Source organism: Actinomadura rubteroloni, assembly GCF_002911665.1.
Classification (GTDB): Bacteria; Actinomycetota; Actinomycetes; order Streptosporangiales; family Streptosporangiaceae; genus Spirillospora; species Spirillospora rubteroloni.
The window spans coordinates 1,389,352-1,410,024 of sequence record NZ_MTBP01000001.1 but is presented as its reverse complement, the minus strand read 5'-3'; the positions used below and the strand labels follow the sequence as shown (position 1 = coordinate 1,410,024).

Genomic DNA, 20,673 nt, shown 5'->3' with positions numbered 1-20,673 from the left:
TCAGCCCTCGTAGTACTCGCGCTCGTCCACGACGAGCGTCCCGGCGAGCCGGTCGTGGACGGCCTGGCGGAACGGTACGTCCCAGATGGCCCACAGGTAAGCCATGACGGTCCCCGCGACGACGAGCGCGACCCCGTAGAAGGCGTAGTCCCACACCTTGACGGCGAGGATCAGGAAGAAGAAGAACCCGAGCTGGTAGCCGACCTGGTGGACGGCCGGACGCAGGATCGCCTGCGCCGTCGTCAGCCGCGTGCCCGCCGGGTCCTGCCGGACGATGCCGAGCTTCATGAGCCGTTTGCCGAGCGTCCGGCCCGACATCGTGAGCTGGACGGCCTCGTACGCGAACGGCAGCACCGCGAGCACGGCGAACAGCGTGATGATGATCGGCCAGTTCCACACGGCGCCGTCGGTGGACGCCTTCTTCCCGCTGGTGTCCAGCCCGAAGATGCCGATGGTGACCGGAAGGATCAGCGCGAACCCGAAGACGGCGACGAGCAGGTTGTCGGCCAGCCGGGCGACGGCGCGGCGCGGGATCGAGGCGAGCTGGATCTCTCCGCCGCCTTCGGGCTCTTCGTAGCCGGACTCGTAAGCGCTGTAGTCGTCCGTCCCCCACTGCTGGGTGGCCGCCTCGCGCGGCGCCGGAGGCTGCTGCTGGTAGGGCGCGGACTCCTGGTACGGCGGCGGCGGACCCCAGGAGGCGCCGCCCTGCTGCGGCCCCTGCTGGCCGCCGCCGGGGGAATATTCGCTCATCGGTCAATCCTCCAGCCGAAGCAACATCCGGGTGTTCCCCAACGTATTGGGCTTCACCCGGTCCAAGTCGAGGAATTCGGCGACGCCCTCGTCATACGAACGGAGGAGTTCCTCGTACACCTCGGGAGCCACGGGCGTGCCCAGGATCGGCCGGAAGCCGTGCCGCGCGAAGAACTCCACCTCGAAGGTAAGGCAGAACACGCGCCGGACCCCGAGGTCGCGGGCGGTGTCGAGCAGACGGGACACGATGCGGTGCCCGATGCCGCGTCCGTTGTGGCCCGGACGGACGGCGACCGACCGCACCTCCGCCAGGTCCTCCCACATGACGTGCAGCGCGCCGCAGCCGATGATCTCGTTGGTCTGCAGGTCCTCGGCGACCCAGAACTCCTGGACGTCCTCGTACAGGGTCACCGTCGACTTGCGGAGCAGCCGCCGTCCCGGCCCGGTGAACAGGTCGACGAGCCTGCGGACGTGCTGGACATCGGCGGTGCGCGCACGCCTGATCACGACTTCCACAAGCAGGCGAGAGTAGCGAACCGCGGCCCCGCCGCGACCCGCCGACCGGCGATTTCCCCGGAACCGGTTGGCACCGGGGGCCGACTCCGTTAGTCTCCTGCGCTGACGTCGGCCCGCGCGGTGCGCGCGGCCGAACCCGCCGAATTCCGCGACCGGGCCTCTTCCCGGCCGCGGGCCGGTACGGACCGCCGGGAGGGCGCGCGACCGGACGGCGACCGGCCCCGGCGGGCGGTCGAGCAGAGGAGCACCCCGTGGAGCCGTTCCGTTCGTTCCGCCGTTCCCGTCGGCTGCGCGTACTCGTCCTGACCGGCGCGGTGGTCGGCGCGGCGGCGGTCGCACCGCCCGCGCACGCGTCGCCGGACCCGTCCGCCAAAGAACTGAAGACGCAGGCGTACAAGCTGGCCGACCAGCTCGAACGTCTCACCGAGCAGTACAACGGCCTGAAGGTGAAGCTGCAGCAGTCGCAGCAGGCCGCGCGGGTCGCCAAGGCGAACGCCGGACGGCAGCAGAAGGCGCTGGAAGGCCTGCGCTCCCGGTTCGCGGGGATGGCCGCCGACGCGTACATGCACGACGGCGACGACCCGACGGCCGCGTTCGTCGCGTCCCAGGACCCGCAGACGGTGCTGGACCAGACCGCCGCGCTCAACTACTTCGCCACGCAGAACGGCACGCGCGTCCTTGAGCTGATGCAGGCGATGCAGGCGGCGGAGCGGGCGCGCAAGGCCGCCGAGGACCGCGCCGCCCAGGTCGCGCAGCTCCGCGCGCAGCTCGACGACCAGCGCAAGAAGATCACGACGCTGTACGAGAAGGTGCGCAACAAGGTCGTCAAGCAGGACCCGAGCCAGCTCGCCAAGCTGCCGGTGTTCGGGGAGAGCCGGGCGGCGCAGGCGCTGCGGATCGCGATGAGCAAGATCGGCAGCCCGTACGTGTGGGGCGCGGCGGGGCCGTCGACGTTCGACTGCTCCGGGCTGGTGATGTGGGCCTACCACCAGGTCGGGGTCAACCTGCCGCACTACACGGGCAGCCAGTTCACCGCGGGCGTCCACGTGTCGCAGAGCCAGTTGCAGCCCGGGGACCTCGTGTTCTTCTACTCCGACCTGCACCACGTGGGGCTGTACGTGGGCGGCGGGAAGATGCTGCACGCGCCGCACACCGGGGACGTCGTGAAGATCGCGTCGATGGCCGGGCGTCCGTTCGCCGGAGCGGTCCGGGTCGCCTGACCGCCGGGACGTGTCCGAAATACCGACCACATCCGGACTAGCCCCCCAACCGGGGATAGACTGGACGGGTCAGGGAAAGTGCCGCATATGCGGACATTTTCGGCACAGCCCGGACGCACGCGCCGTCCGGTGCGGGTGGAACAACGTCCGCGGCGGCGCCGCCGGCGGGGACCCACCCACCGGGAAGCCGACGCCGCCGCACGGGGTCGGACGGAGTTCGCCGCTCGTCGATTCGGGCTAGATGAGCTGCCGGCGGGCCGCCCACACCACGGCCTCGATCGGCGTGTTGACCTCGAGCCGGTCGCAGATGGTCCGCAGCCTGCGGCGCAGGGTGCGGGCGCTCAGTTCGAGTTTGCGTGCCGCCACATCCGCCGTGACACCGCTGGCGATCTGCGCGAGGAGCCGCAGTTCCTCCTCGTTGAGTCGCAGATCCTCGGTGCCACGACGTGTGAGTGTGGCCTGTTCCACTCCGTCCTCCCTCGTCCGTGGTGATGACCGCGGGGATGCAGCCGCCCGCTGCACAGGTACGGGTGAGCGTCGATCTGTACGCGCTTCGGGTTGCCGGGTCCGGAACCTTCCGGACTCAGATCATCGGGTTCCATCACTGACAGGCGTGCTTGGCCGGAGGTGGCCGATGGGTGGCTTGCGGGGCATCATCCGGAACTCCGGGCGACGATTCAGACGTTGTCGCAAGGTCGGGACGGGGCTTGGATCTCCAGCCATCGCAGCCCTCCCCTTCCTTCCGGAACGGCCCGTCCGCCCCGGGCACCGTCGCACCGACGCGGACGAAGATCGTGAATCGTTTCAAGCTACGCTTCGGCTCGGAACGCTAGGCGGCCGGATCCGGCCCGTCAAGCGCCGATTCCGTACTATCTGTGCTCGTATGGAGACCAGGGGTAGTCGAGGCGCCGAGGGTTGGCCGCGAAAATCCCTCTGACCAGCGAGAACAGTTCCGGCACCCCACGAGGAGAGACGTGTCGCAGCCGAGTATTCGCGAGGTCGCCCGACGCGCCGGAGTCTCGGTTGGGACCGTTTCGAATGTCCTAAACCGGCCAAACATCGTGGCCGAAGCCACCCGTGACCGCGTGCTCGCGGCGATCGAGGAGCTCGGGTTCGTCCGGAACGAGTCCGCGCGGCGGCTCCGGCAGCATCCCGACGAGCCCCGTCCGGCGGCCCGCGCCCGCGCGTTCGGGGTCGTCGTGGAGGACCTCACGAACCCCTACGCGTCCGACGTCGCGCGCGGCGCCGAGCTCGCGTTCGAGGAGGCCGGGTTCGAGACGCTGTGGCTGTCCACCGACCACTCCGCCGACCGCGAGCGGCGGGCGCTGGAACTGCTCGCCGAGCAGCGCGCGACGGGCGCGCTCGTCAGCTCCGTCGAGGACGGCCCGGACCGCCTCGGCCGGTGGCGCGAGTCCGGAATGTGCGTCGTCCTCCTGGACCGGGCCGGGCCGGACTTCTGCTCCGCCCAGGTCGACCACGTGGCCGGCGGCGACATCGCGGCGGCGCACCTGCTGACGCTCGGCCGCGACCGGATGGTGTTCGTCACCGGCGTGCCCGAGCCGCAGCCCGTCGCCGAACGGGCCGAGGGCGCCGCGCGGACGCTCGTCAAGGCGGGCGGCGGCGACCTGTCCGTCCTCACCCAGGACGGGCTGACGCCGAGCGCGGGCCGCGCGGCGGCGCACCGGCTGCTGGCCCTGTCCCCGCGTCCGACCGGGGTGTTCTGCGCCAACGACCTGCTCGCGATCGGCGTCGTCAACGAGCTGATCCACCTCGGCGTGCGGGTGCCCGAGGACGTCGCGGTGATCGGCTACGACGACATCGAGCTGGCGGGCAGCGCGGCCGTCCCGCTCACGACGATCCGGCAGCCGCGCCGCGAGCTGGGCTGGGAGGCGGCGGAGCTGGCGATGGCCGAGGTCGCCGAAGGGCCGTCGCACGAGCACCGTCAGGTCGTGCTGCGGCCCGAGTTGGTCATCCGCGAGTCCGCCTGACTGTTGACAAGCCGTCCAACGGAGGTGACGGTGTCCGTATGGGACAGGCCATCGTGGACGCCGCCGCCGTTCTCGGCTTCGATCCGTTCGATCCGACGTTCCGGGCCGACCCCTACCGGGGGTATCCGCCGCCCGGACGGCTCGTCCGGACCGACGCCGGGCTCTGGGTCACGTCCTCCTACGCCCTCTGCGAGCACGCGCTGCGCGACCCGTCGTTCGGGCACGGCCTCGGCGACGAGGGCGAGACGTGGCGTCAGGGGCCGCGGCAGCGCTCGTTCCTCACGATGGACCCGCCCGACCACACGCGGCTGCGCCGGCTCGTCAGCAAGGCGTTCACGCCGCGTCTGGTCGAGCGCCTCCGGCCCCGCGTCACCGCGCTGGTGGACGAGCTGCTCGACGCGGCCGCCGGCGCCCGGACCGACCTGATCGCCGCGCTCGCCTATCCGCTGCCGGTCATCGTGATCAGCGAGCTGCTCGGCGTTCCCGCCGCCGACCGGGACCGCTTCAAGGACTGGTCCGAAGCGCTCGCACGCGGCCTGGACCCCGACTTCCTGCTGCCCGAGTCCGAGATCGTCCGGCGCGAGGCGGCGCGGGCGGAGTTCAACGCCTACTTCCGTGCGCTGGCGGCGGAGCGTCGCGCGTCACCACGCGACGACCTGCTGAGCGCTCTCGTCGCGGTCTCGGACGGCGGCGACGCGCTCACCGAGGAGGAACTGCTCGCGACGTGCGTCCTGCTGCTGGTCGCGGGACACGAGACGACCGTCAACCTGATCGGCAACGGCGCCCTCGCGCTCCTGCGGAACCCGGCGCAGCTAGCGCTTTTCCGTTCGCAGCCCGACGCCGCTCCGGCCGCCATCGAGGAACTACTGCGCTACGACCCGCCCGTGCAGTTCACACTGCGAACGGCCGTCGTGGACACCGAACTGGGCGGGACTCCGCTGCCCAAGGGCTCCTTCGTCCTGCTCCTGAACGGAATGGCGAACCGCGACCCGTCCGTCTTCGCCGAGCCGGACCGACTGGACCTGACGCGGTACGCGGGCGGTTCGGCCGCGCGGCACCTGTCATTCGGACAGGGCATCCACTACTGCCTGGGCGCACCGCTGGCGCGGCTGGAGGGACAGGTCGCGCTGAGCAAGCTCTTCGAACGGAACGTGACAATGGCGGCGGGACCGGTGACGTACCGGGACAATCTCGTCCTACGCGGCCTGGAGTCCCTGCACGTCGACCTGTCCGCCTGAGAGCACGCATCTGAACCGCGCACGCAAGACCCGCTGAACGCGCGGACGGCCCGGTGCGGAGCCGCTCGCCTTATTCGGGCTTGACCAGTGGGAACAGGATCGTGTCGCGGATGCCCTTGCCGGTGAAAGCCATGATCATTCGGTCGATGCCCGCGCCCATGCCGCCCGTCGGGGGCATGGCGTATTCCAGGGCGCGCAGGAAGTCCTCGTCGAGTTGCATGGCCTCCGGGTCGCCGCCCGCCGCCAGGAGGGACTGCTCGGTGAGCCGGCGGCGCTGTTCGACCGGGTCGACCAGTTCGGAGTAGGCGGTGCCGAGTTCGGTGCCGAAGCCGATGAGGTCCCACTTCTCGGTCAGCAGCGGCTCGGCGCGGTGCTCGCGGGTCAGCGGGGACGTCTCCACCGGGAAGTCCATGACGAACGTCGGCTGGACGAGCGTGTGCTCGATCAGGTCCTCGAAGATCTCCTGGACGAGCCGCCCCTGGCCCCACTTGGCGTCCACGTGGACGCCGACGGCCTCGGCGAGCTTGCGGACGGTCTCGATCGGCGTCCGCGGCGTGATCTCCTCGCCGAGCTTCGCCGACACCGAGCCGTACAGCGTGATGCGCGGCCACTCGGGCAGGCCGAGGTCCACCTCGTGGTCGCCGTGCCGCACGACGCTCGTCCCGAGGGCGGCCACGACCGCCTTCTGGTACATCCGCTGCGTCAGGTCGGCCATGTCGTTGTAGTCGAGGTAGGTGCCGTACGCCTCCAGCATCGTGAACTCCGGGTTGTGCGTGGAGTCCGCGCCCTCGTTCCGGAAGTTCCGGTTGATCTCGAAGACCTTCTCGATGCCGCCGACCACGAGCCGCTTGAGGTACAGCTCGATCGCGATGCGGAGGTACAGCTCCATGTCGTAGGCGTTGATGTGGGTCCGGAAGGGACGGGCCGCCGCGCCGCCGTGGATCGGCTGGAGCATCGGCGTCTCGACCTCCAGGTACCCCTCCTCGTGCCAGAAGTCGCGGACGGCGCGGACGGTGGCGCTGCGGATCCGCGCCATCTGCCGGGCCTCGTCGTTGACGATCAGGTCGACGTAGCGCATCCGGACGCGCGCCTCGGGGTCGGTGAGGCCCGCGTGCTTCTCCGGCAGCGGACGCAGCGACTTCGACGTGATCGCGTACCGGTCCGCCATGATCGACAGCTCGCCGCGCCGGGACGTGATCACCTCGCCCTCGACGCCGATGTGGTCGCCGAGGTCGACGTCGCGCTTCCAGGCGTCCAGCGCCTCCTGCCCGACCTTGGCCAGCGACAGCATGATCTGGAGGTCGCCGGTGCCGTCCCGGACGGTCGCGAAGCACAGCTTGCCGGTGTTGCGCAGCAGCATGACGCGACCCGTGACGCCCGCCCGGTCGCCCGTCTCCGTGCCCGGCTCCAGCCCGGTGTATTTCTCCCGCAGCTCGGCGTTGGCCGCCGTCCGGGGGAACGTCACCGGGTAGGGGTCGATGCCGGCCGCACGGAGGCGGTCGAGCTTCTCCCGGCGCACGCGCATCTGCTCCGGGAGGTCGTCGTAGGTCTCGTCACTCACACGCTCAGGCTACCGACCCGCCCCAGCCCCGGCGAACCCGTGCACAGCCTGTGGAAAACCCCGCTTCAGGGCGTGTTGCGCTCGTAGATCAGGCGCAGGCCGATGAGCGTCAGCCACGGCTCGAACTCGTCGATGCTGCGCGACTCCTCCAGCACGAGCGGGGCGAGGCCGCCGGTCGCGATGACCGTGACCTCGCCCGGGTCCTCGGCCAGTTCGTCGGACATCCGCTCGACCAGGCCGTCCACCTGGCCCGCGAACCCGAAGATGATGCCGGACTGGAGCGCCTCGACGGTGTTCTTGGCGATCACCGACCGGGGCCGGACCAGCTCGATCTTGTGGAGCTGCGCGCCGCGCGCCGACAGGGCGTCGATGGAGATCTCGATGCCCGGTGCGATGGCACCGCCGACGTACTCACCGCGCGAGGACACCGCGTCGAAGGTCGTTGCGGTACCGAAGTCCACGACGATCGCCGGCCCGCCGTGCAGGTGGACGGCGGCCAGTGCGTTGACGATGCGGTCCGCGCCGACTTCCTTGGGGTTGTCCATCCGCACCGGTACGCCGGTCTTCACGCCGGGCTCCACGATCACCGCGGGGACGTCGCCGTAATAACGACGACACATCTCGCGCATCTCGTGGAGCACCGACGGGACGGTCGAGCAAAGGGCGATGCCGCTGATATCGGTGTCGGCGAGCAGTGGACTCTGCGCCACGAGACCCTGGAGGACGACGGCGATCTCGTCGGCCGTCCGGCGCGGGTCGGTGTTGATCCGCCAGTGCTCGATGACCTCCTCGCCCTCGAACAGGCCGAGGACGGTGTTGGTATTGCCGACGTCGATGGTGAGCAGCATCAGGTCCCCGCTGATCAGGAGAAGTCAAGGCCGATGTCGAAGGCGCGCGACGAGTGGGTCAGCGCACCTACTGCAAGGTAGTCCACCCCCGTCACGGCCACATCTCGGACCCCGGCCAAACCGAGGCCTCCGCTGGCCTCCAGTTCGGCGCGGCCGTTCACGAGCTTCACGGCCTCGGTCATTCGCCCGACCGACATGTTGTCCAGCAGCAGGGACGTCGCTCCCGCGGCCAGCGCCTCTTCCACCTGCGCGAGTGTGTCGCACTCCACCTGGACGTGAAGCGACGGGTACACGGCGCGGATGGCCTCGTAAGCGCGGGTCACCGAGCCTGCCGCCGCGATGTGGTTGTCCTTCACGAGCGCCGCGTCCGCGAGCCCCATCCGGTGGTTCACGCCCCCGCCGCAACGGACGGCGTACTTCTGCAGCGCGCGCAGCCCGGGAAGGGTCTTGCGGGTGTCGCGCACCTTGGCTTTGGTGCCCTCGATCGCATCGACCCATCTGCGCGTCGCAGTCGCTATGCCCGACAGATGGGTGAGGAGATTAAGCGCCGTGCGTTCGGCTCGCAGAACTGCGCGCGTAGGCCCGGACACAGAAATCAGGGCCCGTCCCTTCGTCACACGGTCGCCGTCCGCGACATGGCTCTCGTAGTCCACGCCCAGCAGCTCGAAGACGGTCTCGGCGACCGGGATCCCGGCGACGACGCCGTCCTTGCGGGCGGTGAAGTCGCCGGCCGCGCGGTCGTCCGGGGCGAAGATCGGCTCGCTGGTGACGTCGGTCGCGCCGTCCTCGGCGAGGGCGGTCTCCACCAGCGCCGTCACCGCGGCGGCGTCGAGGCCGGCGACGGCCAGCCGCGCTTCCAGTTCGGGTGTCATCGGTGCTCCTCGTAGGTGGTGACCAGGCCGGCGTCGGTGCGGCGGGTGACGAGGTGGCCGCGCCAGGCCGCGTCGTCGCGCTCGGGGTGGTCGTCGCGCCAGTGGCTGCCGCGCGTCTCGGTGCGGCGGCGCGCGGCGGCGACGATCGCGGACGCGACCGCGTGCAGGTTCGTGGCCTCCCACGCGGCGACGTCCGGCGCGACGTCCGGGGACGGCACCAGCGCGTCCAGGGCGCGGGCGGCGCGCTCCAGGCCCGCCGCGTCGCGCAGTACGCCCGCGTCCGCCGACATGATCCGCTGGATCGCGTCGCGCGCGCCGCCGTCCAGCAGGCCGGACGGTCCGGACGGCGCGACCGCCGCGCCCGGCTCGTCCAGTTCCGCCCCCACCGCCGCCGCGATGCGCTCGGCGAACACGAGCCCTTCCAACAGCGAGTTGGACGCGAGCCGGTTCGCGCCGTGGACGCCCGTGCACGCCGTCTCACCGCACGCGTACAAACCGGGCACGGACGTGCGTCCGTGCAGGTCGGTGCGGATGCCGCCGCTGGCGTAGTGCGCGGCCGGGACGACCGGGATCGGCTCGGTCACCGGGTCGATCCCGTGGAACCGGCAGGCCGCGAGGATCGTCGGGAACCGGGTTTCCCACAGGTCGGCGCCGAAGTTGCGGGCGTCCAGCAGCATGTGCCGCTCGCCCGTCTCGGCCATCCGGCTCATGATCCCCTTGGCGACGACGTCGCGGGGCGCCAGCTCGGCGAGTTCGTGGCGGCCGACCATGAAGCGCGTCCCGGACCGGTCCACCAGATGCGCGCCCTCGCCCCGGACGGCCTCGGAGATCAGCGGCTGGCGACCCCGCGCGTCCGGCCCGAGCCACAGCGCGGTCGGGTGGAACTGGACGAACTCCAGATCGGTCACCGCAGCCCCCGCGCGCAGCGCGAGCGCTACACCGTCCCCGGTCGATACCTCGGGGTTCGTGGTGGCGGCGAAGACCTGGCCGAGGCCGCCGGTGGCGAGCACGACCGCGCGGGCGCGCACCGCGCCGACGCCGCCGGGACGTCCCTGGCCCATGACGTGGAGCGTGACGCCCGCGGCGCGTCCGGCGGCGTCCAGCAGGAGGTCCAGGACGAGCGCGTGCTCGATGACCTCGACGTCGCTCTCCTTGAGCGCGGCGCGCAGCGCGCGGCTGATCTCGGCGCCGGTCGCGTCGCCGCCCGCGTGCGCGATGCGGCGGCGGTGGTGGCCGCCCTCGCGGCCGAGCGCGAGGTCGCCGCCGGGCGCGCGGTCGAACTCGGCGCCGAGCGCGATGAGCCGCCGGACGGCGTCCGGGCCGTCGGTGACGAGCGCGCGGACGGCATCCTGCGAGCACAGCCCGACCCCCGCGGTGAGGGTGTCGGCCAGATGTTCGCCGGGGGTGTCGGCAGGGTCGAGAGCGGCGGCGACGCCGCCCTGCGCCCAGCGGGTGGAGCCCGCGTCCAGAAGGGCCTTGGTGACGAGCAGGACGCGGCCGTGCGGACGGCAGTTGAGCGCGGCGACCAGTCCGGCGACGCCGGAGCCGATCACCACGATGTCGGTGTCGGCGGTCCAACCGGGGGCGGGCGCCGTGAGCACACGAGGGATCATGTGCCCCTCCTCAGGGGTCGATTTCTCGTCATTCTGACATTAACCCCTGCGGCGGGATGCGACCGGCCCCCGTCCGACGGTCAGCGGCGGATCAGGTCGCCCCGGGAGTCCAGCGATCCGGGGACGGGCTCGGCCGGGTCGGACCCCAGCGCGATGATCTTGTTAGAGCGGTCCACGTGGACGACGCGCGGCTCGAACGACCGCGCGTCCGCGTCGCTCATCTGCGCGTAGCTGATGATGATCACCAGGTCGCCGGGCGCGACGAGCCGGGCCGCCGCCCCGTTGATCCCGATCACGCCGGAGCCGCGCTCCCCCGCGATCAGATACGTCTCCAGCCGGGCGCCGTTGTCGATGTCGACGATGTGGACCTGCTCGCCGGGCAGCAGGTCCGCCGCGTCCATGAGGTCCTGGTCGAGCGTGAGCGACCCCACGTAGTGCAGGTCGGCCTGCGTCACGGTGGCGCGGTGGATCTTCGACTTGAACATGGTCCGGAACATGACGACTCCTTCGGGGGGCGTTCAGGCGGGGAAGCCGAGCGGGACGTTGTCGATGAGGTGGGTTCCGCCGACGCGGCCCGCCACGGCGAGCACGGCCGGTCCCTCGTGGCCGGCGGCGACCTCCTCGAACGTCGCCGGATCGACGAGGACGAGATAGTCCAGCAGCAGCGGCGGATTCCGCGACGCCGCGGCGTCCAGCACCGCCCGCGCCGCCGTCCGGACGGCGTCCGGGCCGCCGCCCGCCGCCTTCTCGCCCGCGTGCAGGGCGCGCGACAGCGCCGTCGCCGTCACCCGGTCCGCGTCGGTGAGGTACCGGTTGCGGCTGGAGAGCGCCAGGCCGTCCTTCTCCCGGACGGTCGGGGCTCCCACCACCTCGACCGGCACGTTCAGGTCGGCGACCATCCGGCGGACGAGGGCGAGCTGCTGCGCGTCCTTCTCCCCGAAGATCGCCGCGTCCGGGCGCACCAGGTGGAACAACTTCAGGACGACCGTGAGCATTCCATCGAAATGCCCCGGCCGCGTCACGCCCTCGACCCGCTCGCCCATCGGGCCGGCCTTGACCGTGACCTGCGGCTCCGTCGGGTACATCTCGGCGACGGACGGCGCGAAGATCAGGTCCACGCCCTCGTCCGCGCAAGCCGCGACGTCGTCGGGGAACGTCCGCGGATAACGGTCCAGGTCTTCGTTCGCGCCGAACTGGAGGGGGTTCACGAAGATGCTGACCGCGACCGCGTCGGCGGTCTCGCGCGCCCTCCTGATCAGCGAGCGGTGGCCCTCGTGGAGCGCGCCCATCGTCGGGACGAGCGCGAGCGTCCCGGTCAGCGCGGACCTGGCCGCCGCCAACTCGCCCCGCGTGCCGGCGATCACGAGCGTCATCGCGTTCCCCCTCCTCAGTCGGCCAGCACGCCGAGGAGCCGCTCGGCGTCCCCGGGCTTGAGCAGTCCGGCGGTGAGCGCCCGGTCCGCCGTGAGCCGCGCCAGCGCGACGTAGGCGCTGCGGCTCTCCGGGGACACGCGGGCGAGTTCGGCGACGTGCTCGGCGACCGTCCCGGCGTCGCCGCGCGCCACCGGTCCCGTCAGGCCCTCGATGCCGAGCCTGAGCGCGTTGTCCAGCGCGGCCCCCAGCAGCGGGCCGAGCGTTCGTCCCGGCTCGGCGACGCCGGCCTTCTGGAGCAGGTCCATCGCTTCCACGACCAGCGTGACCAGGTGGTTCGCCCCCGTGGCGAGCGCCGCGTGGTACAGCGGGCGCTTCTCCTCCTCGATCCAGACGGGCTCGCCGCCCATCTCCAGGACGAGCGCCTCGGCGACGGGACGCAGCGGGTCCGGGGCCGTCACGCCGAACGACACGCCGCTGAGCCGGTCCACGTCGTCGGGGCGTCCCGTGAACGTCATCACCGGGTGGACGGCGAGCGGGAGCGCGCCGGCTCTCGTCGCGGGCGCCAGGACACTGGTGCCGTAACGTCCGCTGGTGTGCAGGATCAGCTTGCCCGTGGTGTCGACGCCCGTCGCGGTGAGCCCGGCGACAAGATCGCCGAGCGCGTCGTCAGGGACGGTCAGCAGCACCAGGTCCGCGGCCTCCACGACCTCCTGCGGGGTGGCGAGAACAGCACCCCGAAGCCGCTCCGCAGCCCGCTCCCGGGTCTTCTCCGACACCGCGGACGCCGCGACGACCCGGTGCCCGGCCCTGGCCAGCGCGGCGCCGAGCGCGGTCCCGACGCGTCCGGCACCGACCACGCCGACGTCCAGACGGGCGGGCCGGTCCTCCGGCGCGTCAAAAGGCACAGCAGGATCCATACAGGTTCGTTCCAGTCCTCAACAGTAGGTACCGGACGTGCGCGCTCCAGGGTACCCGCGCCCCGCCCGACGTCCAGTACTCAGCCCGAAGGTGACTCTACGCACACCCGTCCACCCCACCGACCAGCAACACCTCGACCACCGAGGGGACGATGAAAATCCTCCAAGACGACCTGACGAGCCCCGAGATCGCCGAGTTCCTCCACGACCACCTGGAGGACATGCGCGCCCTCTCCCCACCCGAAAGCGTCCACGCCCTGGACCTGGCCGCCCTCCGGTCCCCCGACATCACGTTCTGGACGGTGACGGACGGCGACTCGATAGCAGCCTGCGGCGCCCTAAAACACCTGACCCCAACTCACGCCGAACTGAAATCAATGCGCACCGCCCCGACCCACCACCGCACGGGCCTGGCATCCCGCCTACTAACCCACATCATCAACGAGGCAACAGCCCGAAACTACACCCGCCTAAGCCTGGAAACCGGCTCCACCGCCCCCTACCTCCCCGCCCGCCGCCTCTACGAAAAATTCGGCTTCACCTACTGCGCCCCCTTCGCCGACTACAAACCCGACCCCAACAGCGTCCACATGACCAAACCCCTTCAAGAGCTGAATGATAACTATAAAATATAAAGGTATTCGACCGGTCAGCCGAGGCCAGCACTCGACACATGGGATATTGCCACCCATAATAACAACCGCCCCAAGCCCTTACAATTTGGCCCAGACACAATCAATCGCCTATAAACCACAACATCCGATGCGGCTCCCGAAGGGCGATCTCACACATCTCCTTCAACCAGTCAAACCGTTTACCCGTAGGATTAAAACTAGAATCATTTTCATAGACGTCGATTTCGACAATCAGGCTTCGAATCTGACTCACATTGAATACCGTATCCCCCCACGGGATGATATGGCTCAGCAGTGGGTATTTGATGATGTCAGCCTGACAGAAGGATTCAACTCCACTTCCACGGCCGTCGACAACTACGCTGCCGCTCGACAACCGAACCTGTACCTCAATCATGGCGATTCCGGATGAACAGAGGTGACTCTTCCGCCTTCGACCCAAACCGCTACATGCGTCTCGCCTTCGAACCCCACAACTTCGCCCGCGTTATATAGGTGGCGATGCGCACCGTTGGCCGTGCTTATTTTATCCATCGGCGCTCCCATTGCCGCGCGTGCCCAAATCCTGATCTGGTCCGGCGTGACACCCTCTGCAAATTTGGTTTTGGCAGCGAACTCGGGGAATCGGTGATCAAGCTCGAGGGAGTGACGACGTAGGATATGCATGTTCATTGTTTCGTCCGTAATTTCGCCGGAGCCACAGTTGTGCACGAGTATAGCGGGCGCCCCTGCAGCCACATAATAGGTGTGGGCGTCGGCGACCGAAAGGTTGTAAACGTTTTGCCGAATCGAAATCCGATGCCTGACTTCGACAACCCGAACATTGGCGCCAGAGTTGGTGCGCAGTCGCATGCCCGGTTGAAGGCTCCCTGCATTGACCCAACCGAACACTGCGGCCCTACGCCACGGAGCTGGAGTGAAGGCAACCGCCCAGAAGGGGTGGCCATCAGTCGCAACGACTAGGCCTCGTTTGCCGGAGGTGGTAATAACGGTAATGTCGACCAAATTTTTAGTACCGTGACCAACGATCGTCGCTACTACCGGTTTAAAAATCCTCTTTCCGGTAGCCGGGTCGGTCGCCTGGACTCGGTCACCTGGATTGATTTGGTCGATGCGTTTACGCTTTCCGTCAGCCATTAGAACCGTTGTCGAAGGCATAAAACTATTACCTACGGTACATGTGGCTGCCATTTCTAGCTCTTTCGCGAGCCTCGAACTGTTGCGCCACTCATTGAATGACTTCGCCAGTTCCTTAACAAGGCCGAGGATCTTCTTGCCCAACCTAAACGTCTGCGCCCATTTGAATGGATTTCCGTGCTTACGCAGGAACTTCAGCAGCGGGCCACCGGATATCATGGTCACCACGTTGAGCGCCGTTTCGGCACACCCTCCGATATCTCCCTTGGTGAAACAGTCGAGGGCGTCGGTGATGCCTAGTTCTTCGGCGGCGATCTTGCCGAGGGCCATTGCGGCGGCCTTGAGGCGTTGTTTCGCCTGCTCGGCGGCCTGCTTCTGTGCGGCGATGCGTGGGTTGATGGCGGGACGGGTGTTCCTGGCCGGGCCGACGTCGCCCGAGTTGACGGGGCGACCGTGCTTCGGGTAGACGGTATAACCGTTGCCGCTCGGGTGCGGGACGCGATTCTGACCGTCGCCGTTGAAGCACTCTAGGTAACCGTCGATCCGCCGACACCACTGGCCGTCCGGGTCAGATTTCGACACCGGGTCGTTGTCGGCGTAGGAGTAGCCGTTCCACGACTGCGGGTCCTTGTCGTCGAACAGCGGGTCGACGGAGATGAAGCGGCCGAGTTTCGGGTCGTATTCTCGGGCGCCCATGTGGGTAAGGCCCGATGAATCTTTGGGCGCGCCGAGGAAGCCCTTGTCGTCGATCCAAGCCGGCGGCTTGTCGGCACCGTTACGGGCGTTCCCGAACGGATCCAGGCGGCGGCGCGTCAGGGTTTGTTCCGCTCCGTCCTTCACCGCCAAGAGCGACGTACTGTTGTGGTCGGCGGACAGGAACGTGACGCCGTCCTTGGTACGCGTGGCGATCGTGTCGTCGCCGTGCTGGTAGTAGCGGGTTCCCTCGACTGTCCCACTGGAGAGAAGGCGCAGCTCCATTCCGGGCAGGTACAGCGTCGATGTTCCCGGCTCCTTGCGGATGAGCCGATTTCCGTCGCCGTCGTAGACGTAGCTCGACGTGCTGCCGTCCGCTTCCTTGACCGAGGCGAGGCTTCCTTCGGAGTCCCAGGTGAGCGTCTGCTTCTGACCGGCGAGTACCCGTTCGGTCGTGTTTCCGGCTTCGTCGTAGGCGTACGTGTTGAGCCGGTCGCCGGTCGGCGTCGTGTCCACGACCCGGGAGACGGCGTGCGGACGAGCGGCCCCGTTAGTGGGGTATGTGTAGTTCGCGGTGGTGTCCGTGCCCGTGGCCGTCAGGGTGTGCTGGACGACCTTGCGCCGGTTGCCGTTCGGGTCCTGGGTGTAGGACGTCCAGTAAGGATCGGGGCCGCCGACCGTTGTGGTGACGTTCTCCTTCGTAGGCGCCGTCGAACAGTCGGACTTCGCCGTCCACGCTGCGCTCAGCCGGTCCAGGTAGTCATACGAGAAGCACTGGTCATCGCCCGTCGCCGCGTCATTGATCGACGTGATCGAGCCGCTGTCGGTGTAGCTGTACTGGCCGCGGAAGTCGGGGACCGCACCTTGAAGCTCACGATTCAGCTTCGACTCGACCAGCCTGTTCGTACCGCGCTCGTAGGTGTAGGTCTGCCAGGTCTTCTTGCCACCGGTGGACAGCTCGCGCTGCAGGAGTTCGCCCGTGGGGGCGTAGTCCGTCCGTGTCAGGTAGGACGTCGTTCCATCGACGGTTATCGGGCGCTGGAGGTCGTCATAGCCGTAGCGCACGACCTCAGCGGGAAGATCACCGGCCGCCGGCATCCCGATCGTCTTGATCGTGCCGTCACGGTTATAGGAGGTGGTGAAGTCGTAGGTTCCCTTGAGGTTTCCTTCAGCGGAGGGGACGACATAGCGGGTGGAGGTCGGCCGGTAGAAATCGTCACGTGTGAGAACGGCGCTGCCGTACGCGTTGGCCGATGTCCCGTCGGTATGACGGAGCGTGGAGTAGAGCTGGCCCTTGTACTTGGTGTCGTAAGTCCACTGGGTGAGCTTCTTGCCGTTCGCGTCCGTGCCCTCGTACGTCGCCGTCTTACGACTGATCTTGTCGTAGGTCGTGAAGATGCTCTTGTTCCTGGCATCGGTGGTGAGAACGGGACGGTCGAGGTCGTCGTAACCGTAGGTGGTCGTCCCGGCGTCCGGATCGACGGCTTTGATCCTGCGGCCGCGCTGGTCGTACTCGTAACGCCAGACCTCGTTGCTCTCGTTGGTGACCGTCGCAAGACTTCCGGCCGCCGTATAGGTGTAGGTGCTGGTGTCGTGGTCCCCGGTTGGCGACGTTCCCTTGTACTGGAGGAGCTGAATCGTCCGGCCCTGGGCGTCCGTGATGGCCGTGCTCGGCGTTCCGCCCGCCGGCGGCTGGGTGCTCACCCGGTCGCCGCCGTAGGTCGTGGTGGTCGACCATTTGTCCTGGCCCGCGACACGGAACGTCTCGACCTTCGGCCGGCCCGCTCCGTCGTAGGCCATGACCGTCTGGCCGTTCACCAGCCCGTTGTCGATGGTCAGCAGCGTGCTGGACGGCGGGCCGTTCGCCCAGTACGTCTCGTTCGCCTTCGCGACCTGGCCGATGCCGTTGTAGAACGTGTCCGCGACGAGGCGTCCGCCGTCCGGGCCCTCGGTCTGGATCTGGCGCGGACGCAGGAATCCGTCAAGCAGTTTGTACTCGGTTCCGTACGTGCCGTCGTTCTCGATCTTCTCGGTCTTCACCGACGTGATGCCGTCGCCGGGAACCGCGTAGCTGTATTTGACGCTCGGTGTGAAGCTGTTCGCCTTGGGACGGTCGGGGAACCACACACTGGTGAGGCGGCCCAGCGGGTCGTAGGCGAGGTCGGTGCGCTTCCCGTTGGGGTCGATCTGCGCGGCGGGCGCATTCCAGCCGGGCGTGAACCAGGTCTCGGTGATATGCCCGAGCGGATTCGTCTCCTTCTTGTAGGTGGCGAGCCCGTCGGTGTCGGTGTACTCGGTCGTCGTCGTGGAACCCGCCGGATCCTTGGCGGTCAGCGGACGCCCGTGCTCGTCGAACGTGCCTTCCGCGTCGGTGATGTATTTCGCGGTGGTGCCGTCATGGCTCTTGAGCGTCTGAACCTTCGTGACGTCGCCCTTGGTGGGGGCGGTGCCGTAAGCCTGGCCGTCGTAGGACGTCAACGTGTCGGATAGCAGCTTCGTGGAACGGTCGGCCGTTCCAGCGTCCGCGCACTTCACGGACAGTTTCTCGACGCGTTTCACATAGGTGCGCATCCAGGCGTCGACGTCGTCGGCGTAGGACGTGAGCGTGCACACGTCATCGGTCGCGGTCGAGAGGTCGCCGAGATCGTCCTCCTGGAGGATCCGACCCGTCGTGTCGTCGTAGGTCGTGGTCGACTTCGTCTCGCGCCAGCCGCCCGCGGAAAGGGCGGTCAGACCGCGGGTCGTGCCGGTGTCGACGAATCCCGCGCGGTCGGTGCCCCAGTCGTTCTTACGTGTGGCGGTCTGCTTCCGCCACGGCGCGTTGATGGTCTTGCTGACGATCGAAGCTCCGTCATAGACGACGGACTCCAACTCGAAACCGGCCAGATCGGGATAGTCGGTGTACGAGGTGTCGGTGGAGTCCTTCACCGACACGGACCTGGTGCCGCCCGCAGGGTCCTTGTCGCCGTCCATGCCGCGGAAATAGGTGTAATCGGTTCGGGTCGTGTACGTCTGCCCGTCACCGCCGAGCACGTGGACCTTGCCGTACCCGGCCCATTCGCCCCAGGTCAAGTTCTTGGGATCGGCGATGCCGTCGGGGTCGGTGTACCGCCAGCCCGCATCGCCCTCGTACTCGTACTTGGTGACCTGGTCCGGTGATCCGCCCGTTCGGTCCGTCTGGATGACCTTCTCGACCACGTACTTGTGGAACCAGTCCGTGATCGGATCGGTCACGCCCGGCGGCGTCCACTTGACCGGGAAGCAGCGTTTGGTGCTTTCACCGGGTTTCGGAAGGGAGGACGATGTGCATTCCGTCGGCGCATAATTCACATCGAGCTGACCGCCCGAATCGGTGTACACCGTCGCCAGCCGGTAGCGCACCATCGGCTGGATGTTGTCGTTCGGGATGTCGATCCGGTTGGGAAGCTGCTTGCCGACGAGCTGGATGGACGGCGTCGTCGCGGTCCCTCCCACAAGACCGGCATGGTCGATCTTCGCGAGCCACAGCGTCCGCGAGCCGTCGCCGTTGTCCTTGAACTCGTGCGTCAAAGTCCAGGAATCGACGTCGGCGTAGCCGGTGCCCGAACGCATCTGGGTCCGGATCTTCACCAGCCGCTTGCGCGTCCAGAACGACGGGCCGGTCTGCTGCCAGGTGCACTTGGTGTCGGGCTTGCAGTTCAGCCATCCGGGAACGTCCGGCCAGTTCGCCGAATCCGGTACGGCGGCCGGATCGCAGGTCACGCCGGTGGACGGCATGCAACGCTCGGTGACATCGAACGCCACGCGCGCCGCAGCCGGCGTCGAGTAGACCTGGCCGTCGCGTTGGCCATAATCGGCCCGCTTCAGATAGCCACCGCGGTCGTACGGCGTTCCGTTGACGTCGGTCTTGGCGTTGCGCGCGTAGTAGTTCGTCTCCTTTGCGTAGTAGTAGGAGAGGACGTCGCCGTGCGGACTTTTGACATAATCCAGGTTCCAGCGCCACGCCTGGTTGCACCAGGAGTCGGCGAAACCCGACGACTTGTAGCACGGCTCTCCGGAGTTGTTGCCGAAGACCGGCATGCGCCAGACGGAGCTCGTCTCCTCGTTGCCGCTGGCCCAACCGGGAAGGCGGTTCAGGCCGAAGTAGTACTGGGTGCCGTCGGTGGTGGTGATCCGCCAGTGCTCACCGTTGTCGTCACCGTTCGTCGCGCCCGTGAGCCGTTCGACCTTGGAACCGTCATCGTCCTTGAGCCGCCACTTGCCAGTGGCATCGTCTTTGATGAGTTCGGTGGATGTACCGCCGAGCTGGATGACAGCGTTGTCGGTCGCCCAGCACAGATCGCCTACACCCTTGTTGCCGTCGTCGGCGCATGCCTTGTAACGGCGTTCGATGTAGCCCGGCTCGTAGGAGAACCCCTCACCGATCCACGAGCCCTGGTTATTCGTAGCGGACGTCTCGCCGTCGACCGACTGCGAGGAGTAGCCCAGTCCGACGCTCGGGGCCATGCCGCCGGGAGCCGGGACGGTCCGGAACGGATAGCTCCAGGAGAATCCGCCCGAGGACGGCGACACGCTCCACTTCGAGGACGGCGCGAGATTGGTCGCGCCGTAGGTGCCCTGGTCGGATCCGGTATCGGCGGCCAGCGCCACCATCGTCGTCGCGCCTGCGGTGGCCGCCGGCAGGTCTGCGGTAACCGTGCGCGTCGCCCCGTCGTTCGCCGACGGCAGTTCGGTCGGCTTCCCGCAGTTCGCCGACTTCCCCGGCGGGCACTTGGGCAATGCGATCAGGCGAAGGTGCGAGCCGAACGCGCCGCCGAACGCATCGGCGAACGTTCCGTAGCCGATGCTGACGCGAAGCTTCTCGTTCGTTTTGACGGTGTCCGTCCGCGAAAGACGCAGCAACACTCCAGAGACGCCCGCAGCGGCCGCTTCCTGACGGCTGAGAACATCGACTCTGAGTTTTCGCGGTTCCGCAGTCTTCTTTCCGGCGACCCTGACGCGCAGTCCGCCCGCCGTGCCTTCACCGGCGCCGCCCTGCACCGTGACCTCGGTCGAACCGGTGCTCGGCCAGGCGCCGCGCGGCGGCGTGCGCAAGGTCTTCGCGGCGGTCGGATCAGGGCGCCGGGGTTTGACCTTCCCCCGGCTGCCCTTCACCGGCTTCCGCTGCTTCTGTGTCGCCGGCCGGGTGCCTTTCGGGTCCGCGAAAGCGGACGCGGGAAGCGCTTCAACCAGTCCGGCCGGAAGGACCACGAGCAGCAAGAGCGCCAGCACTCGGGCGCATCGACGAAGGCCGATGAGTACTCGGGACGACTGCATGGGCTGGCTCTCGCTCT

The 20,673-nt window shown here is 68.4% G+C and carries 16 protein-coding genes; 4 read left to right on the top strand and 12 right to left on the bottom strand.

Translation table 11 applies throughout. From position 1 onward, the window contains the following. Both BTM25_RS06280 and BTM25_RS06275 read right to left on the bottom strand, forming a co-directional pair. Nucleotides 1-750, bottom strand: coding sequence for an RDD family protein (locus BTM25_RS06280; protein WP_103561762.1), 750 nt, complete (start codon nucleotides 748-750; stop codon nucleotides 1-3). A 3-nt stretch (nucleotides 751-753) separates the two neighbouring features. Next, a complete protein-coding gene (locus BTM25_RS06275; RefSeq protein WP_235828262.1) occupies nucleotides 754-1,266 on the bottom strand; it encodes an amino-acid N-acetyltransferase in 513 nt (170 codons plus the stop codon). 251 nt (nucleotides 1,267-1,517) lie between these two features. Between BTM25_RS06275 and BTM25_RS06270 the strand changes: the two genes are divergently transcribed. Next, nucleotides 1,518-2,486, top strand: coding sequence for a C40 family peptidase (locus tag BTM25_RS06270; protein ID WP_103561761.1), 969 nt, complete (start codon nucleotides 1,518-1,520; stop codon nucleotides 2,484-2,486). 237 nt (nucleotides 2,487-2,723) lie between these two features. Here BTM25_RS06270 and BTM25_RS06265 read toward each other — a convergent pair whose 3' ends face one another. After that, nucleotides 2,724-2,954 (bottom strand): LuxR family transcriptional regulator, encoded by a 231-nt coding sequence (locus BTM25_RS06265; RefSeq protein ID WP_103561760.1) that lies wholly within the window; start codon nucleotides 2,952-2,954, stop codon nucleotides 2,724-2,726. Nucleotides 2,955-3,361: 407 nt separating this feature from the next. Between BTM25_RS06265 and BTM25_RS06260 the strand changes: the two genes are divergently transcribed. Next, on the top strand, nucleotides 3,362-4,474 hold the full coding sequence (locus tag BTM25_RS06260; RefSeq protein ID WP_328589607.1) for a LacI family DNA-binding transcriptional regulator: 1,113 nt from the start codon (nucleotides 3,362-3,364) through the stop codon (nucleotides 4,472-4,474). A 38-nt stretch (nucleotides 4,475-4,512) separates the two neighbouring features. Continuing rightward, nucleotides 4,513-5,712: a cytochrome P450 gene (locus BTM25_RS06255; protein WP_168212022.1), complete on the top strand. Its 1,200-nt coding sequence runs from the start codon at nucleotides 4,513-4,515 to the stop codon at nucleotides 5,710-5,712. 70 nt (nucleotides 5,713-5,782) lie between these two features. Here BTM25_RS06255 and lysX read toward each other — a convergent pair whose 3' ends face one another. The 7 genes from lysX to BTM25_RS06220 form a co-directional block, all read right to left on the bottom strand. Continuing rightward, on the bottom strand, nucleotides 5,783-7,237 hold the full coding sequence (gene lysX, locus BTM25_RS06250) for a bifunctional lysylphosphatidylglycerol synthetase/lysine--tRNA ligase LysX (protein WP_235828354.1): 1,455 nt from the start codon (nucleotides 7,235-7,237) through the stop codon (nucleotides 5,783-5,785). 101 nt (nucleotides 7,238-7,338) lie between these two features. Then, entirely contained in the window at nucleotides 7,339-8,121 is a 783-nt protein-coding gene (locus tag BTM25_RS06245; RefSeq protein WP_103561758.1) for a type III pantothenate kinase, read from the bottom strand. 14 nt (nucleotides 8,122-8,135) lie between these two features. Then, complete coding sequence (gene nadC, locus BTM25_RS30800; RefSeq protein ID WP_103561757.1) at nucleotides 8,136-8,993, bottom strand: carboxylating nicotinate-nucleotide diphosphorylase; 858 nt, start codon at nucleotides 8,991-8,993, stop codon at nucleotides 8,136-8,138. Then, nucleotides 8,990-10,606, bottom strand: a complete 1,617-nt coding sequence (locus tag BTM25_RS30255; RefSeq protein ID WP_103561756.1) for an L-aspartate oxidase — start codon at nucleotides 10,604-10,606, stop codon at nucleotides 8,990-8,992. Before BTM25_RS30255 ends, nadC begins: the two co-directional genes overlap by 4 nt. Nucleotides 10,607-10,686: 80 nt before the next feature. Continuing rightward, nucleotides 10,687-11,103: an aspartate 1-decarboxylase gene (panD, locus tag BTM25_RS06230; RefSeq protein ID WP_103561755.1), complete on the bottom strand. Its 417-nt coding sequence runs from the start codon at nucleotides 11,101-11,103 to the stop codon at nucleotides 10,687-10,689. A gap of 21 nt (nucleotides 11,104-11,124) precedes the next feature. Beyond that, complete coding sequence (gene panC, locus BTM25_RS06225) at nucleotides 11,125-11,979, bottom strand: pantoate--beta-alanine ligase (RefSeq protein WP_103561754.1); 855 nt, start codon at nucleotides 11,977-11,979, stop codon at nucleotides 11,125-11,127. A 14-nt stretch (nucleotides 11,980-11,993) separates the two neighbouring features. Next, the gene (locus tag BTM25_RS06220; RefSeq protein WP_103561753.1) at nucleotides 11,994-12,896 is read right to left on the bottom strand and encodes a Rossmann-like and DUF2520 domain-containing protein; all 903 of its coding nucleotides are present in this window, start codon (nucleotides 12,894-12,896) and stop codon (nucleotides 11,994-11,996) included. Nucleotides 12,897-13,048: 152 nt separating this feature from the next. Here BTM25_RS06220 and BTM25_RS06215 point away from each other — a divergent pair, with 152 nt between their 5' ends. Beyond that, nucleotides 13,049-13,531 (top strand): GNAT family N-acetyltransferase, encoded by a 483-nt coding sequence (locus tag BTM25_RS06215; protein WP_103561752.1) that lies wholly within the window; start codon nucleotides 13,049-13,051, stop codon nucleotides 13,529-13,531. Between the two features lie 100 nt (nucleotides 13,532-13,631). Here BTM25_RS06215 and BTM25_RS29095 read toward each other — a convergent pair whose 3' ends face one another. Together BTM25_RS29095 and BTM25_RS06210 are read right to left on the bottom strand one after the other, a co-directional pair. Beyond that, nucleotides 13,632-13,928: a hypothetical protein gene (locus BTM25_RS29095; protein ID WP_146058984.1), complete on the bottom strand. Its 297-nt coding sequence runs from the start codon at nucleotides 13,926-13,928 to the stop codon at nucleotides 13,632-13,634. Beyond that, complete coding sequence (locus BTM25_RS06210) at nucleotides 13,925-20,611, bottom strand: polymorphic toxin-type HINT domain-containing protein (protein WP_168212021.1); 6,687 nt, start codon at nucleotides 20,609-20,611, stop codon at nucleotides 13,925-13,927. The genes BTM25_RS29095 and BTM25_RS06210 overlap by 4 nt, the downstream gene beginning before the upstream one ends. Nucleotides 20,612-20,673 lie beyond the last annotated feature (62 nt).

Excerpts from the sequence above, each read along its gene's own strand:
- panC (WP_103561754.1), bottom strand. The coding sequence starts at position 11,979 with ATGACGCTCGTGATCGCCGGCACGCGGGGCGAGTTGGCGGCGGCCAGG.
- BTM25_RS06280 (WP_103561762.1), bottom strand. The coding sequence starts at position 750 with ATGAGCGAATATTCCCCCGGCGGCGGCCAGCAGGGGCCGCAGCAGGGC.
- BTM25_RS29095 (WP_146058984.1), bottom strand. The coding sequence starts at position 13,928 with ATGATTGAGGTACAGGTTCGGTTGTCGAGCGGCAGCGTAGTTGTCGAC.
- BTM25_RS06255 (WP_168212022.1), top strand. The coding sequence starts at position 4,513 with ATGGGACAGGCCATCGTGGACGCCGCCGCCGTTCTCGGCTTCGATCCG.
- BTM25_RS06215 (WP_103561752.1), top strand. The coding sequence starts at position 13,049 with ATGAAAATCCTCCAAGACGACCTGACGAGCCCCGAGATCGCCGAGTTC.
- BTM25_RS30255 (WP_103561756.1), bottom strand. The coding sequence starts at position 10,606 with ATGATCCCTCGTGTGCTCACGGCGCCCGCCCCCGGTTGGACCGCCGAC.
- BTM25_RS06220 (WP_103561753.1), bottom strand. The coding sequence starts at position 12,896 with ATGGATCCTGCTGTGCCTTTTGACGCGCCGGAGGACCGGCCCGCCCGT.
- lysX (WP_235828354.1), bottom strand. The coding sequence starts at position 7,237 with ATGCGCGTGCGCCGGGAGAAGCTCGACCGCCTCCGTGCGGCCGGCATC.
- BTM25_RS06245 (WP_103561758.1), bottom strand. The coding sequence starts at position 8,121 with ATGCTGCTCACCATCGACGTCGGCAATACCAACACCGTCCTCGGCCTG.
- panD (WP_103561755.1), bottom strand. The coding sequence starts at position 11,103 with ATGTTCCGGACCATGTTCAAGTCGAAGATCCACCGCGCCACCGTGACG.
- nadC (WP_103561757.1), bottom strand. The coding sequence starts at position 8,993 with ATGACACCCGAACTGGAAGCGCGGCTGGCCGTCGCCGGCCTCGACGCC.